Below are 15,244 nucleotides of genomic sequence, written 5' to 3'. Positions count from 1 at the left end.
TGGAAATCTATATATGATACAATCGTATTAATTAACGGAGCATCCTACAATGAGGAGTTTGCAGATATGAATGTACAGGGGAGAAACGATAGTTCCGGCGATGCGGAAGAGATGAGGCGTGATGAAGAAATGGTTTCTTTTCAGCGGACGCTTGAGGTCATCGGCGGTAAATGGAAAGGAGTCCTTCTCTACCATCTAATCAGCGGTACAAAGCGGTTCAATGAACTGCGCAGATTATGTCCGGGCATTACCCAGCGGATGCTGGCCATGCAGCTGCGGGAGCTGGAGCGTGACGGTCTGGTTCACCGTGAGGTGTACCCGCAGGTGCCCCAGAAGGTAGAGTATTCTCTGACCGAGTGGGCCCGGGGTCTGGAATCCGGCCTGCTTAGTATCAAACACTGGGGCGAAGGATACAGGGAGGTACTGGCCCAGAGTGGACCTGAGCTGCAGCCTGCAGGCGGCCGGGCCAGAGAAGACTCCATGGAAGCAGCTCCGCGCAGCACAAATACCCCCGGATAAGCGAGGTGCGCTTTACCGGGGGTATTTGTGCTATGCGGGAGGAGTTAAGCTTTTTGCTCAGCCAGACGGGCAATCTCTACGATAACCTGAACAGCCTTCAGCATCACGTCTACAGAGGCGTATTCGAATTTGCCGTGGAAATTCTCGCCGCCGGTGAAGATATTCGGTGTTGGCAGGCCCATGTAGGACAGCTGTGAGCCGTCAGTTCCCCCTCGGATCGGGCGGATCACCGGCGTAATCCCCAGACCCTCCATCGCTTCACGGGCGATATCAACGATGTGGCGCACCGGTTCGATTTTTTCACGCATATTATAATACTGGTCATTCATCTCCAGCACTACATTGTCTGCTCCGTAAGTCGACTTGAATTCATCCACAATGGCGGCGATATGGGCTTTGCGGTTCTCAAAATGCTCGCGGTCAAAGTCACGGATGATATAATGCAGCTTGCTGTGCTCGGCGTTGCCCTGCATGGAGATCAGGTGGTAAAAGCCTTCGTATCCATCCGTGAATTCAGGCGCTTCACCGGCAGGAAGCCGGAGATGGAAGGCCATGGCGATTTTGGAAGAGTGGATCATCTTGCCCTTGGCTGTACCGGGATGCACGTTGACCCCATGGAAGCTGATTTTGGCGGCAGCGGCATTGAAGCTCTCATACTCCAGCTCTCCGAGCGGGCCGCCATCAACGGTATAGGCATAGGAAGCGCCGAATGCTGCAACGTCGAACTTATGGGGGCCGCGTCCAATTTCTTCATCCGGGGTAAAGGCAACTCTGATCTTGCCGTGTTTGATCTCCGGATGCGCGAGCAAATACACCATCGCCGTAACGATCTCTGCAATACCAGCCTTGTTATCTGCCCCCAGCAGGGTAGTGCCATCAGTGGTAATCAGAGTATGCCCCTTGTAGCCGCTCAGCTCCGGGAAGCTCTGTGTGGTAAGGACGACGTTCAGCGCTTCATTCAGCACAAGATCGTTCCCGTCATAGTTCTCTACAATCTGCGGCTTCACATTCGTGCCGGTGAAATCAGTTGCCGTATCCAAATGGGCCAGGAAGCCGATTACCGGAACGTCCTTGTCCGTGTTTGCCGGCAGTGAAGCCATAACATACCCATGCTCGTCCACTGTGACTTCCGTCAGCCCGATCTCCTGCAGCTCCTGTACCAGCTTATGGGCAAGCACCATTTGGCCGGGGGTGGAAGGGCAGGTCTCACTATCCTCATTCGATTGGGTATCCATTTCAGCATAAGAAATAAAACGCTTGATCAGCTCTTGTTTCAATTCAGGTCATCTCCTCTTCATCTTCGTATGTCTATATTATCACGATCCGCCAGAGGTCTCATCCCGTGCGGACTTCCGAAGAGGGAAATATCTGCTTACGGCTGCCGTACCAGCGGCTGGCTTGCAATCAGCTTGGCCGAGAGCAGATAGCGGTCCGGAGCTGAACCGACGTAGGAGAAGGGATAGCAGGTGATCAGGGTAAGGACAGGTTCTTTGCTTGGCTTAATGGCTCCCCGGGCTTCTCCGTCTACAATCCTGCTCCCTGTGATCTCATAGGTGAACTTCCCGTCCGCCGTTTCGAGTTCAATAACATCCGACTTCTCCAGCTCTCCAAGGCCCCGGAACACCGTATCGCGATGTCCTGCCAGCACGCTGTTGCCGGAGGAGCCTATGGCTGCGCTTCCTTCGTCATGTCCTGCCCCTTTTTTAAGAGCGTGCCGTCCCGTCCCCTCCAGAATAGCCACCCGTTTGTCCAGCCTGGGAAAATAGATCTCTCCAATCACCTCCCCCTCCGTATATGCGGGGTTGGCGCCGCCTTGTTCTGCAGGGTTGCTGATCATACCGTCAGGCAGCGGGGTTTCTTCCTCTGTTGCCACAGGGAGATGGGCTTCCTCCTTCTTTTTCTCCCAGGTTTGCAGGGCTTCCCGGGCTTCTGCAGGCGCTTTGAAGATCTGGACGGCCGAATACAGCATGACGCATAAAGAGAGTATGAAGATCAGCTTCACGGCTATGGATATACCGGAACGCTTCTTCATACTCTCTCCTCCAGCCTTGTGTGAAATATTATTTCTTCGAGCCCAGCTTGCGGATGACGATCAGACTGAGAATAGCTACAGCCATGCTGGCCAGAATCAGATTGTACCAGGGCTCTGCGGTATCCGGCAGCTTGCCGTCCTCATCCGGTCCGGCGAGCGGAAGCTCGTCATCGGTAAGGGTTACCCCATCCTCCGGTGAAGGCGCTGGGGTACTGCTGGCGGTGACAGCTCCAGCGTCTGGCGTAGCAGACGGGCTGCTCCCTCCATTGTTATCCCCGCCGCCCAGGGGTACCGGTGCTTCACTTACAGTCACTTCATCAACTGCCGGTGTTGCTGCAGCTGTTGGGGAAGGAGATGGTGTAACTACAGGTTCCGTGCTGGATGGTGTATCCGTCGGTGCTGGTGTTGCAGTTGGCGTTGCTGTTGGCGTACTGCCGGGTCCGATTGTGGAGTCCGGCGTTGGCGTAGCAGTCGGTGCTGCCGTAGGCTCGGCAGTCGGTTCTCCCGTAGGCCCAGCTGTAGGGTCTGGTGTCGCGGTCGGTACCGGCGTTGCCGTAGGCTCAGCTGTCGGCGCAGGCTCTGCCGTAGCGGTGAATTCAAAGGCTACGCTCACCGTCTTCCCCTGAAATTCATTGCCGGCTTCAGGCGGGAATACCACGTCCATCTGGATGGCCTCTTGTTCAGCGCCCTCAAGCGAGCCGATAGTCACCCGGCCTTCTGCCTCGCTCATTACCCCTGTATAGATGATTACTCCCTCTTTTTGCAGGGTCATTTGCAGGATTTTGTACAATTCTGCGTCCCCGGAGAGGAATTTGAAGTCTACAGAATAATCAAACGGGTCATTTCCGTCGTTGATGACCGTATAGTCTGAAGCCATAGTATCTCCCGGCTGCATGTTGTTCATGGTCGCAGTGCTGGTCGTATGCGAATTCACGGTCAGCTTAATCGTGTCCTCGGCGCTGGCCCCTCCGGCATGCCATACGACACCAGCCAGCACGACTAGAATATAAGCGCCTAGCAAGGACGCGCGATAGCTCTTTTTCACATTCCCGCCCCTCTCTTCTGGGAAGTCATCTTTACTCTATTTCTATTTCACTCGCCCGCCTACAACCCGTAATTCCTAGCCTATAACCGCCTAATTCTGCAGTTTCCAGCCACGATCCGCCGCAATTCATGCCTGCCTGCACATGCTTTGTCGAATAAAGTGGTTTTTTAGAGAACCACTACGAAATGGGGCGATAGTACCCGATAGAACGAACTTGAAGAATGCAATTGCGCATTTGTTCGTTATAACGAATAACTACAGTATAATCAAATTTAAAGATAAATAAAAACATTGAAATTGGTCTAAATTAGGTATAAATGAAGGTTTGATGCACATAATTATTTGTTTTCTACAGTTTACTGCTGTTCACTCATTATTTCTCCGGATATTAATGAATATGTAGTATTTTATAGAGAACGACTCATTGTTAAGCTGTAAATGAAGAGACTAGCGGTGTTTCTTGCATACAAATAGCCCATTTAAGCTACATGCACGGATTTCTCCGTGTGTAGTTAAACGGGCCGGTTATTTGATGGGCGGTATCGGTTTATTGCTCCTGCAGCAGCTCGGATACCAGCTTATAAGAGTGCAGGCGTGCGGAGTGATCATAAATCTGTGATGCAATAATCCATTCGTCAGCAGCAGTCTCCTCGAGAATCTCCAGCAGCCGTTCTTTAATTAGCGAAGGATCGCCGGCAATGGAATATTGCTGTTTGCTCAGCAGCATCGCCTTCTCCTGTGGCGTCCAGATTCCATCCAGGCTGTCCACCGGAGGCTGGAGCTTGCCGGTACGGCCTCGGATGATATTCAGGAATTGCTGCTGCTGTGAGGTAGCCAGTCTACGCGCTTCCTCCACCGTATCTGCGGCGGTTATTCCCAGTCCGATCATGACATGGGGCTTATCGAGCACAGCGGAAGGCTTGAAGCTGCTGCGGTACAAATGCAGTGCCGGCAGCAGGTAATCCGGTGCAAAGTGGCTGGCAAAAGCAAACGGAAGACCGAGCTGGCCCGCAAGCTGGGCGCTGAAGCCGCTGGAGCCAAGCAGCCAGATCGGAATATTCAGTCCTTCGCCGGGAACGGCGCGTACACCGAGCGGGCGGCCGCCTGCCCCGTTAGCGTCGAAATAAGCCCGGAGCTCGCTGAGCTGCTCGGGGAATTCGCTGCCGTCGCTGCCAAGACCTCGTCGCAGCGCTCTGGCAGCGGCCTGGTCGGAGCCGGGAGCCCGGCCGAGGCCAAGATCGATGCGTCCGGGATATAAGGACTCCAGCGTGCCGAATTGCTCAGCGATAACAAGCGGTGCATGGTTGGAGAGCATGATGCCTCCCGAGCCGACGCGGATACGCTTGGTTCCTCCAGCTACATGTCCAATCACAAGGGACGTGGCAGAGCTGGCAATGCCGGGCATATTATGATGCTCCGCCAGCCAGTAACGGTGGTATCCCCATTCTTCGGCATGACGTGCTAAATCAAGTGTGTTATGAAATGAATCCGCCGCTGTTCCGCCCTCGCGAATAGGGGCTAAATCCAGCACGGAGAACGGAATGTCGTGCAATTGCTTCACCATAATCCCTCCCATAATGGATGCTTCAGCATCAGTAAGCAGTATTTGCAGCTATGGATTGATCTACCCGCCAATTATAACATGAAATAATATTATTTACACACTTTAAGTAAGCGGTATGGGGAAGGAGGGGATATTACGGATGAAGAAGCTATATCGCTTGGTCCGGTATTCTTCCGGATCAGCACCTGATTAGCACCGGGTCAACACCAAATCAGCACCAAATCAGCACCGGATCAGCACCGGATCAGCACCAGGTCAGCACCGAATCAGCACCAGGTCAGCACCGGATCAGCACTAAATCAGCACCAGATCTGCACCGGGCTCATGGCTTAATCTGCAGGCAGGCTGGTACGGACCCTTATCCTAGCATTGTCTAGACTGAACTCAAGATTTCACCATAAAACCCCAACATAAAACCAATCCTGGCTAATCCGTTATTCTGTGAATTGAACTTCTAGGCGGCACTGTTGACGAGGAATTTCCCGATTTAATCCGTTTTCTGTGGCAGAGATGCAGTTACTTATTGTAAAATCCTGCACCAAATACAACATTATCCTCCTCATACCGGCCCTAATCCAAAATTGTTGTACAAAAGGCAACATTTTACCTTGTTCAAGCGGCTCAGCAGGATTATTGTTGTATTTCATACAACAATCCTCCCGAACACCCGGCTAACCATCAATCCAAGTTGTAAAACGTACAACATTTTTGTCTGCAGTGTCTAAAGTCTCTAAAGTCTCTAAAGTCTCTAAACTATCTACGGTTTCTACAGTATCTAAAGTGCTCCCTAAGAAGTCTCTACTCTTCCGCTGGAGAATCAAGTGTAAGGCATTGACGTACTCCCCCAGTCCCGCAGTGACTGACCGGAATTTGAATAGTTGTCTGCAGGAAATACAATTAACTGCTGTGCATTCCACACTCGTTACTCTCAATTGATATGCAGGCGTTGTTCAGCAAGTTAGATCTATATACGTAAGTTCACTCCATATAGGTATAGCGATTAATGTGCTATAGCTACATAATGGTCTGCAGGGTAAGGTGAAATGGTTAGTTGGGAAGCTTTTCAGATGGACGGAGGTGATTAAAAAATAGGCGTTGTCCATTAGCCAAACAGGCAAAATCCGCAGCCGGTGAATAGCATAAGGGGGATTAATTATCAGAAATTCCTTCCGGGGGAAGCGAAATGTAAGCGTATAACAAAGATCTTGCCAATTTGCGGGAGCCTTGCTATAATCGCTTTGAAAAGCTTTTCTAATTAAAAACGGCTGCGCTGTGCTTCAGGAAAGCCTATGCTTCCGGAGCAGCGATATTACATATCGGCTCAGGTATCCGTTTCAGCGAGAAAGATAAGGAACATTTATTGCGTAAGCAGATAAACTCTTATCTTTATAAAAAGGAAGTCAGAGCTATGAAGCCAACAATCAGGGATGTAGCCAGAATGGCCGATGTATCCATCAGCACGGTTTCCCGTGTAATGAATGCGCCGGACACGGTAGTTGAGAGTAAACGCAGCCGGGTCATGGAAGCCATAGAAGCGCTGAAGTATCAGCCTAATGCGTTTGCGCGCGGTTTGATTTACAAGAAGTCTTATACACTGGGCCTGCTTATTCCCGATATTGAGAACCTGTATTTCGCAGGGGTGATCCGGGGGATGCAGGATGCCTGCATTAAGCTCGGCTACAGTCTGATGATCTGCAATACAGACCGGGACAAGGAGCGGACGCTGTCTTATATCGATACCTTCCATGAGAAGCAGGTGGACGGAGTCGTGTTCGCCAGTGATGTGCTGTACCCCGAGTATTATGAGAAGCTGGTAGGCTGCAGAATTCCGTTCGTGCTGGTCTCCTCCCATTCCGATGAGTATGAGGTGGCTTCGGTGGAGGTCGATGATGAGAAGGCAGCGTATGATGCGGTGAAATTCCTGATTGAGCTGGGTCACCAGGAGATCGGAATGATCGGCTTCAATCATGATAACTCGGTGTCCGGGCCCCCGCGTGTTGCCGGATTCGTCAGAGCGCTCAAGGAATTCGGTTTGGAACGTAATGTGGAGAAGGTCAAATACGCCAATCACCGCTTTGAACAGGCGTATCAGGCATCGCATGAGCTGTTCAGTGACTATCCGGAGCTGACCGCTGTATTCTGTGTGGCCGATGAGTTCGCCATGGGAACGATCTCTTATCTGAAGGACCGCAATATTCTGGTGCCGGGTCAGGTGTCGGTGATCGGTTTCGACAATCTGCGGATGTCCGGCATGTTCATTCCGAAGCTGACAACGATCGCACAGCCGATTTATCAACTGGGTTACCGGGCTGCGGAGAAGCTGCATGAGTTATTAACGACCGGCTCTGTGGCTGTCATGAAAGAAAAGATGGAGCATAAGCTGGTTGTAAGAGAATCCTCGCGTGAGAAATGAAACCTGCTTGCGGACAGGATTGAAGCGCTGCGGCCTGGGTTGTGGAGGGGCAGAGCGGTCTCTTTTTCTAAATCTGAAAAGCTTTTCACCAAAATTCAGCAGATTAATGTAAATTATTACGCTTAGTTTACACGAAAATCTGCCGAAAATACGGTTGCCAGAGGTGAAAGGTGCAGAAATACCTCAAATTAAAAATAAAACCCTGGAAAAGATGAATTTACAGTATTGGAAACGCATTCAACATGTGATATTATGGAAATGTAAGCGCTATATTAATGTTGCTGACTCAGGAATCCCTGACATTAAACTGTACAAATTATCATTCTCTGAAAAGCTTTGCAAGGAGGTGGTCCAGTGCTCAGCCGGTAGCCATTCCGGGAATTAAGCTGACCTAATGCAGTCTCTAAAAACAATTAAAGGGGATGTATGAAACAATGAAGAAGGCTCCAGGACGTAAACTGTCACTCGCTATGGTGCTGTGTTTATCCTTCACCATGATGCTCAGCGGATGCGGCGGGAATAACAATAATGCGGCACCGACGGAAGCCCCGGCAGCAACAGAGGCCCCGGCAGCAACAGCAGCAGATAACAACCAGGAATCGACAAATAATGCGGAGGCTACAGCTGCTGGCAGCCCGCTGGACTTAGCGATGAAAGGTGAATATAAAGGGACTAAGGTAACGATGTTCGGCCCGTTTGTGGACGCCGACCAGGTGAAATTTGAGAGCAGCATCAAAGAGTTCGAAGAAAAAACCGGGATTGATATTCAGTATGAAGGCTCCAAGGAATTCGAAGCTACGATTAATATCCGTGTCGACGGCGGCAACGCTCCGGATATCGCTGACTTCCCGCAGCCGGGCCTCCTGGCTTCCATTGCGAAGACCGGCAAGGTAGTCGATCTGACAGGGGTGCTGGATCAAGAGAAACTGACAGCCAATTACAATAAGAGCTGGCTGGATATGTCCACCATGGACGGTAAAGACGGCAAGATTATGGCCGGGATCTGGAACCGCAGCAACGTGAAGAGTCTGGTCTGGTACCCTAAGAAGCAATTTGACGATGCCGGATACACGGTTCCGCAGACTTGGGATGAGATGATGGCGCTGACAGAGCAAATTGCCAAAGACGGTGATCCTGCCTGGGCTATCGGTATTGAGAGCGGCGCGGCTACCGGCTGGGCAGCCACCGACTGGGTGGAGAACATCATGCTGCGCACCACAACTCCTGAGAACTATGACAAGTGGGTAAGCGGGGAGCTGCCGTTCACCTCTCCTGAAGTGAAGAATGCTGTAGAAGTGATGTCCAAAATTTGGATGAACAAGGACTATGTATACGGCGGCGCTAAATCCATCGTAACCACTGCTTTCGGGGATGCTCCGAAGCCAATGTTCGAGAACCCTCCCAAAGCCTGGTTCAACCTGATGGGGAACTTCATTACCAGCTTCTTCCCGGAAACCGCCAAGGTTGATGAAGATTATGACTGGTTCTACCTCCCGCCGATTGATGAGCAATACGGCAAGCCGGTACTTGTAGCAGGCGATATCTACGCGATGTTCAATGACCGTCCTGAAGTACGTGCTGTCATGGAATTCTTCACCACCGGTGAATCGATTAAGAGCTGGGTACAATCCGGCGGCGTAGTGGCGCCAATGAATGATGCCCCGCTGGACTGGTACCAGTCCGAATCCGACCGCCGGATGGCGCAGCTGGTGCAGGATGCTTCAACCCTGCGGTTTGACGGCTCTGACCTGATGCCCGGCAAGGTGGGTGCGGGCACGTTCTGGAAAGGCATGACCGACTATGTGAGCGGAACGGCTACTCTGGATCAGGCCCTGGAGCAGATCCAGTCCGGCTGGAACAACTAAGGAGCGTGTAAGCGGGACTTAGGGGGAAGTAAATGATGAAGAGGGGCAGGGCAGCAGTGATGAATCCTGCCCCTCTTTTTCTTGAATTATAAGAATTTATATGTTTCACACCATAATTTATCCTTCTATTTCTCGCTGAAACGGATACCTGAAAGCGATACGTAGTATCGCTGCTTCGGAAGCATACGCATTCCTATTAAGGACGGCGTAGCCGTTTCCACTTGTTAAAGAATGCTTATGTAGAGAGTTTTGCTGCGCAAAACTTATTAGGAGGAACTGATATGGATGCACAAATAAAGCCGGAGGCCGGTGCCCCAGGTACGCAGGCCAAGCAGAGAATCAGCGGCCGGGCGGTGCTTTTATCGCTGGGAGTGCTGCTCGCTAACATTGTGATCAATGGGCTGATCTTCTTGTTTTTCCGCGATTCTACGCTTAATCCGCTGCTGACTGCGGTGCTTGCCGTGCTGTGGGGCGTACTGGGTGTATATCTGATCTATTACACTCTGACCTGGGCGGTTGAGCAATACCCCGATCGTATCCGCAGGAAAGTGCTGCCCTACGTATTTGTCGGACCCGCGGTGATTATCCTCGGCTGGCTGTTAATCCTGCCTGCGCTGCGGACCCTGTACTTAAGCTTCTTCAATGCTTCTTCGGAGAAGTTCGTCGGACTCAGCAACTATGCTGCAATCTTCAGCGACCATCTGATGGCAACTGCACTGCGAAACAATCTGCTCTGGGTGTTTGTGGGTACGCTGGCCTGTGTATGCTTCGGGCTGCTTATTGCCATTCTTGCCGACCGCAGCAGTTATGAACGTATCGCCAAATCAATTATTTTCATGCCGATGGCCATATCCTTTGTTGCCGCAGGTGTGATCTGGAAGTTTGTCTATTATTATCAGCCGGGCGATGAGCAAATCGGACTGCTGAACGCAATCGTAACCTATTTCGGCGGCGAACCGCAGGCCTGGACGAGTATGCTGCAGCCCTGGAATAATTTCTTCCTTATAATTATCCTGATCTGGATGCAGACGGGGTTCGCGATGGTGATCTTCTCCGCTGCGATCAAAGGTGTTCCTGACGATATTCTGGAAGCCGCACGGGTGGATGGCGCCGGTGAGGTGAAGATTTTTTTCGGTATCATGATTCCGTTTATCTCCTCGACAATCCTGACTGTAACCACAACCATTATTGTCTTTACCTTGAAAATATTTGACGTCGTCATGGTGATGACGGGAGGTCAATACGATACAGAAGTAGTAGCGACACAGTTCTACCGGCAATTCTTCATGTACCGCAACTTCGGTTACGGCTCAACACTGGCTATCGTACTCCTGATCGCGGTATTGCCTGTTATTCTTATTAATCTGCGTCAGTTCCGCAAGCAGGGGGGATTCTAATGGTCGGCAAAAAGAAAAGAAAAGGCAGCAAAACGGTTGTTAACCTGATACTGGGCGTCATCTGCTTCATCTGGATTCTGCCAACGTTCGGGCTCTTTGCCTCCTCCTTCCGTCCGGCTGCGGATATTCTGCACACCGGCTGGTGGAAGGTCTTCCCTCATCAGGAGTGGAAGGCTGGCGAAACGCTGCAGCTGTCCAAGGATGTGGATCTGCGGCAGCCGATTGAGGTGAACGGTAAAACCTACAGTGATGATCAGCTCAAAGCTGGTGTGAAGGCGGATGACAGCCGCCTGATCTGGGAGAACCGCAGAGCACGCACGGTCAATATGCAGGAGCAGGGCTGGAAGACTACGCCTGACCTGACGCTTGATAATTATAAGAATGTACTGTCCGGCAAGGAATACAAGCTTAAGGAAGCCGACGGCAGTGAGACGGTGCAGAAGGGCAGCGGATTATCGCAGGCGTTCTGGAATACGCTGACGATTGCCGTTCCGGCTACGGTGATTCCGGTGCTGATCGCTTCTTTTGCCGCATACGCCTTCGCCTGGCTACGATTTCCCGGCCGCAAGACGCTGTTCGTTATCATTATCGCGATGCTGGTCATTCCGATACAGGTTGCGCTGATTCCGGTGCTGAAGGATTACACGTCGCTGGGGCTCAACGGCAGTTATCTCGGAATCTGGCTGGCGCACACGGCCTTCGGCCTGCCGCTGGTTACGTACTTTATGTATAACTTCATCAGCCAGCTGCCGAAGGATCTGTTTGAATCAGCCTTCATTGACGGGGCCAGCCACTTTACCATTTTCAGCAGACTGATTCTGCCGCTCTCTGTGCCTGCGCTCGCCTCCATCGGAATCTTCCAGTTCCTCTGGGTGTGGAATGATTATCTGGTATCACTGATCTTCATCGGCAACCAGCCGTCGGTGCAGGTAATGTCCATGAAGATCGCCGATCTGGTCGGCTCACGCGGCAATGACTGGCATTTGTTGACTTCAGCTGCGTTTATCTCAATGCTGATGCCGCTGGCGATCTTCTTCCTGCTGCAAAAGTATTTCGTCAGAGGTCTGATGGGCGGCTCGGTGAAGGGCTGAGCCCATGGCTCAGAGCAGGTGCCGGGTGTACATGAGTACCGCCATTTCCGGCGGGAATGTAAAGAGCGGAGGTCTGTCCCCCGGAGATCCAATACGGGGGTCAGGAGAAATTCGCAATCAGGAGGAGAATATAGAGATGAAGATGAAGCCCTATGAACATCCGCCGGCATTATATCCTTACCGCGAGTGGAGTCTCGGTGAGGAACACTACGAGGAGGAGTATAATCAGCGGAGCGAGAGCGTATTCGCGCTCGGCAACGGATATATCGGTATGCGCGGTAATTTCGAGGAAGGCTACCAAGGCAAGGCGGGCACTTCCGTAGCCGGGAACTATCTGAACGGATTCTATGATTCTGAGCCGATTGTCTATCCCGAAGGGGCCTTCGGGTTCCCTTCCCGGAATCAGGCGATGCTGAATGTGACCGATGCGCGTATGATCGAACTCAGTATTGAAGGACATGACTTCCGGCTGGACCAAGGGAAGGTGCACCGGTATGAACGCTGCCTGGATATGCAGAGCGGTATTCTGCACCGGGAGGTGGAGTGGGAATCCCCTGCCGGCCACCGGGTGCTGCTGCAGATCCGCCGGATGGTGTCGCTTGTGCACAAGCATCTGGCCGCAATCGACTATGCAGTGACCGCGCTGAACTTCTCCGGCACGCTGAAGTTTGAATCTGCCGTGGACGGCGAGATCCGGCGGCCGGAGGCCACCGATGATCCGCGGCTGGGTGCAGGCAGTGCCGAGCCCAGCCTGCTGCTGGAGGATACCGGCTACGACACTGCCACCCGGAAGCTATGGATGAAGCAGCGGACACGGCATACGCGGTTTGCGCTGCTGACCGCAGTCAGCCATGGGCTGCTGGCGAAGTCCGGGCGCGAGATGAGCCACCAACTGATCGGTCAACGGATATCGGTATGTTATGCCGCAGCGGTGTGTAGCGGTGAGACCGTAAGACTCACCAAATATATAACCTATCACACCTCCAAGGATTACGTGGAGGAGGAACTGCAGGGCCGGAGTGACAGGGTGCTGGAGATGGCCGGAGAGCTTGGATTCACCGGTCTGGCCGGGGAGCAGCAGGAATATCTGGATACCTTCTGGGCGCATACGGATGTGGAGATCAACGGCGACCCGGCGCTGCAGCAGGGTATCCGCTTTAATGCTTTTCAGCTACTGCAATCGGCAGGCCGGGACGGCGCGACCAATATCGGGGCCAAAGGCTTAACCGGAGAAGGCTATGAAGGCCATTATTTCTGGGATACGGAAATGTACATGCTGCCGTTCTTCACCTTCACCCAGCCTGAAGTCAGCCGGGCGCTGCTGGAATTCCGCTACGCTACGCTTGGCAAGGCGCGGGAACGTGCGGCGGTCATGTCCCAGAAGGGGGCGCTGTATCCATGGCGGACGATTGACGGTGAGGAGAACTCCGCCTACTTCCCTGCCGGGACCGCCCAGGCGCATATCAATGCCGATATTGCTTACGGGCTGAAGCAATACGTGCTGGCAACGGGCGACACGGAATTCCTGGTTGCCCAAGGGGCGGAAATTCTGTTTGAGACCTCGCGCTTCTGGGCCGATCTTGGTCACTACAACCCCGCGCGCGGAGGTGCCTTCTGCATTGATGCTGTGACTGGACCGGATGAATATACGGCGATTGTGAATAACAATGCCTACACCAATCTCATGGTTCAGGACCAATTCATGTATGCCTATGAGACCGCCCAACTTCTGCAGGAGGAATATCCTGCAGACTATGAACGCCTGCAGCTGGCCATAGGACTGTCTATGGAAGAGGCGGAGGGCTGGAGGGAAGCCGCCGGAAGGATGTTTATTCCTTTCGACGAGGGTCTCGGCATCTATGCCCAGGATGATACGTTCCTGACGAAGCAGAAGTGGGATTTCGAGCATACGCCGCCGGATAAATATCCGCTGCTGCTGAATTATCATCCGCTGGTGATCTACCGCCACCAGGTGCTGAAACAGGCGGATCTTGTGATGGCCATGTTCCTGCTCGGGAACAAGTTCAGCCTGGCGGATAAAATCCGCAACTATAATTACTATGAGCCGCTAACCACCCACGACTCCTCCTTATCGCCTTGTATTCACAGCATCATGTCTGCTGAGATCGGTGATTTAACCGGGGCATATGCCTACTTCGACCGCACTGTGCGGATGGATCTTGATGACATTAACCGCAACGCCAAGGACGGGCTGCATATGGCGGCGATGGCTGGCTCGTGGATGTCGATCGTGAACGGCTTTGGAGGGTTGCGGCTGTATGAAGGGCAGCTGAGCTTTGATCCTGCCCTGCCGGAGCAGTGGGAGAGCTACCGCTTCAAGATCACCGTGCGCGGGCAGCTTCTGGATATATTCGTTGATCGTGAGGTTGCCGTATATACGTTGCTGGCCGGTACGGGTCTTGAGATCCGGCATAAGGATCAGCTGCTGCGGCTGCTTCCGCAGGAACCGGTGAAGATTTCGCTTGCGGGCCGGCTTCAGGCGGTAATCTTCGATCTGGACGGCGTCATTACCGATTCGGCTGAATATCATTATCTGGCCTGGCAGGCACTCGCCGATGAGCTGGGCATTCCCTTCAGCCGAGAGAAGAATGAACGGCTGAAAGGGGTCAGCCGGATGGAATCGCTGGAGATTGTGCTGGAGGGCAGCGGACTTGCGCTGCTGCCAGAAGCCGAGAAGCTCCGGCTGGCGGAGAAGAAGAACGATCATTACAAGCAGATGATCGGCCGGATCACCCCGGCTGACCTGCTGCCGGGGATTCCTGAACTGCTGGATTCCCTGCGCGAGCGGGGAATCTCTACGGGGCTGGCCTCGGCCAGCCTGAATGCGCCGCTGATTCTGGAGCGCCTCGGCGCAGCCCATTGGTTCCAGGCGGTCGCCGACCCGGCTGAGCTCCGGAAGGGCAAGCCCGACCCGGAGATCTTCCTCAAGGCGGCGGAGCTGCTTGGGGCCGCGCCGGGCAACTGCATCGGCGTGGAGGATGCGGCCGCAGGGGTCGCCGCGATCAAGGCGGCGGGCATGAAGGCCGTAGGCATTGGCAGCGCGGCGCAGCTGAGCGCGGCTGACCTGCTGCTGCCGTCTACCTCGGCGCTGGATGCCGGGAAGCTGCTGGAGCTGTGCGCACGGTAACCGGCAGAGCAGCGAACTTTCGGTGTTGAAACCGGTGTATGTACGGCATGTGAAGGGAGCCGTAGTATGCTGAAGTGCTCCGCTTTGCGGTTAAGAGAAATATTAGACGCCCGTGTTCTCCTTAGTTGGTGGGGGGAGCATGGGCGTCTTTGTTGAAATTCAAGAATGTA

The 15,244-nt window shown here is 53.0% G+C and carries 11 protein-coding genes; 6 read left to right on the top strand and 5 right to left on the bottom strand.

Features of this window, described 5'->3' with window-relative positions:
* Positions 1-111 precede the first annotated feature (111 nt).
* Complete coding sequence (locus R50912_RS34635; RefSeq protein WP_231637933.1) at positions 112-519, top strand: winged helix-turn-helix transcriptional regulator; 408 nt, start codon at positions 112-114, stop codon at positions 517-519.
* Between the two features lie 44 nt (positions 520-563).
* On the opposite strand, the gene pepT is transcribed toward R50912_RS34635, so the two are convergent.
* The 5 genes from pepT to R50912_RS31465 form a co-directional block, all read right to left on the bottom strand.
* Positions 564-1,796 (bottom strand): peptidase T, encoded by a 1,233-nt coding sequence (gene pepT, locus R50912_RS31485; protein WP_042240655.1) that lies wholly within the window; start codon positions 1,794-1,796, stop codon positions 564-566.
* A 95-nt stretch (positions 1,797-1,891) separates the two neighbouring features.
* Positions 1,892-2,551 carry a sortase gene (locus R50912_RS33755; protein ID WP_052416791.1) on the bottom strand — a complete coding sequence of 220 codons (660 nt, stop codon included), beginning with the start codon at positions 2,549-2,551 and terminating at the stop codon, positions 1,892-1,894.
* A 28-nt stretch (positions 2,552-2,579) separates the two neighbouring features.
* A complete protein-coding gene (locus R50912_RS35445; RefSeq protein WP_042240653.1) occupies positions 2,580-3,596 on the bottom strand; it encodes a prolipoprotein diacylglyceryl transferase in 1,017 nt (338 codons plus the stop codon).
* A gap of 547 nt (positions 3,597-4,143) precedes the next feature.
* Positions 4,144-5,160, bottom strand: a complete 1,017-nt coding sequence (locus R50912_RS31470) for an LLM class flavin-dependent oxidoreductase (protein WP_171719127.1) — start codon at positions 5,158-5,160, stop codon at positions 4,144-4,146.
* 434 nt (positions 5,161-5,594) lie between these two features.
* Positions 5,595-5,807, bottom strand: coding sequence for a hypothetical protein (locus tag R50912_RS31465; protein ID WP_042240649.1), 213 nt, complete (start codon positions 5,805-5,807; stop codon positions 5,595-5,597).
* A 761-nt stretch (positions 5,808-6,568) separates the two neighbouring features.
* On the opposite strand from R50912_RS31465, the gene R50912_RS31460 reads away from it, so the two are divergent.
* The 5 genes from R50912_RS31460 to pgmB all read left to right on the top strand — a co-directional run bounded on the left by R50912_RS31460 (position 6,569) and on the right by pgmB (position 15,074).
* Entirely contained in the window at positions 6,569-7,573 is a 1,005-nt protein-coding gene (locus R50912_RS31460) for a LacI family DNA-binding transcriptional regulator (protein ID WP_042240646.1), read from the top strand.
* 434 nt (positions 7,574-8,007) lie between these two features.
* Positions 8,008-9,438: an ABC transporter substrate-binding protein gene (locus R50912_RS31455; protein WP_042240642.1), complete on the top strand. Its 1,431-nt coding sequence runs from the start codon at positions 8,008-8,010 to the stop codon at positions 9,436-9,438.
* Positions 9,439-9,719: 281 nt separating this feature from the next.
* The gene (locus tag R50912_RS31450; protein ID WP_042218315.1) at positions 9,720-10,835 is read left to right on the top strand and encodes a carbohydrate ABC transporter permease; all 1,116 of its coding nucleotides are present in this window, start codon (positions 9,720-9,722) and stop codon (positions 10,833-10,835) included.
* Positions 10,835-11,926, top strand: a complete 1,092-nt coding sequence (locus R50912_RS31445) for a carbohydrate ABC transporter permease (protein WP_042240639.1) — start codon at positions 10,835-10,837, stop codon at positions 11,924-11,926. The genes R50912_RS31450 and R50912_RS31445 overlap by 1 nt, the downstream gene beginning before the upstream one ends.
* A 31-nt stretch (positions 11,927-11,957) precedes the next feature.
* Positions 11,958-15,074, top strand: coding sequence for a beta-phosphoglucomutase (pgmB, locus tag R50912_RS31440; RefSeq protein WP_231637747.1), 3,117 nt, complete (start codon positions 11,958-11,960; stop codon positions 15,072-15,074).
* Positions 15,075-15,244: the final 170 nt, after the last annotated feature.

The organism is Paenibacillus sp. FSL R5-0912, assembly GCF_000758605.1.
In the GTDB taxonomy this organism is placed as follows: Bacteria; Bacillota; Bacilli; order Paenibacillales; family Paenibacillaceae; genus Paenibacillus_AQ.
Note: the sequence above shows the minus strand (reverse complement) of the source record. Positions and strands in the feature narration are given on the sequence as shown.

Coding starts and splice junctions, on each gene's coding strand:
- R50912_RS34635 (WP_231637933.1), top strand. CDS start 112: ATGAGGCGTGATGAAGAAATGGTTTCTTTTCAGCGGACGCTTGAGGTC.
- R50912_RS33755 (WP_052416791.1), bottom strand. CDS start 2,551: ATGAAGAAGCGTTCCGGTATATCCATAGCCGTGAAGCTGATCTTCATA.
- R50912_RS31445 (WP_042240639.1), top strand. CDS start 10,835: ATGGTCGGCAAAAAGAAAAGAAAAGGCAGCAAAACGGTTGTTAACCTG.
- R50912_RS31455 (WP_042240642.1), top strand. CDS start 8,008: ATGAAGAAGGCTCCAGGACGTAAACTGTCACTCGCTATGGTGCTGTGT.
- R50912_RS31465 (WP_042240649.1), bottom strand. CDS start 5,807: ATGAAATACAACAATAATCCTGCTGAGCCGCTTGAACAAGGTAAAATG.
- R50912_RS31460 (WP_042240646.1), top strand. CDS start 6,569: ATGAAGCCAACAATCAGGGATGTAGCCAGAATGGCCGATGTATCCATC.
- R50912_RS31470 (WP_171719127.1), bottom strand. CDS start 5,160: ATGGTGAAGCAATTGCACGACATTCCGTTCTCCGTGCTGGATTTAGCC.
- R50912_RS31450 (WP_042218315.1), top strand. CDS start 9,720: ATGGATGCACAAATAAAGCCGGAGGCCGGTGCCCCAGGTACGCAGGCC.
- pgmB (WP_231637747.1), top strand. CDS start 11,958: ATGAGTACCGCCATTTCCGGCGGGAATGTAAAGAGCGGAGGTCTGTCC.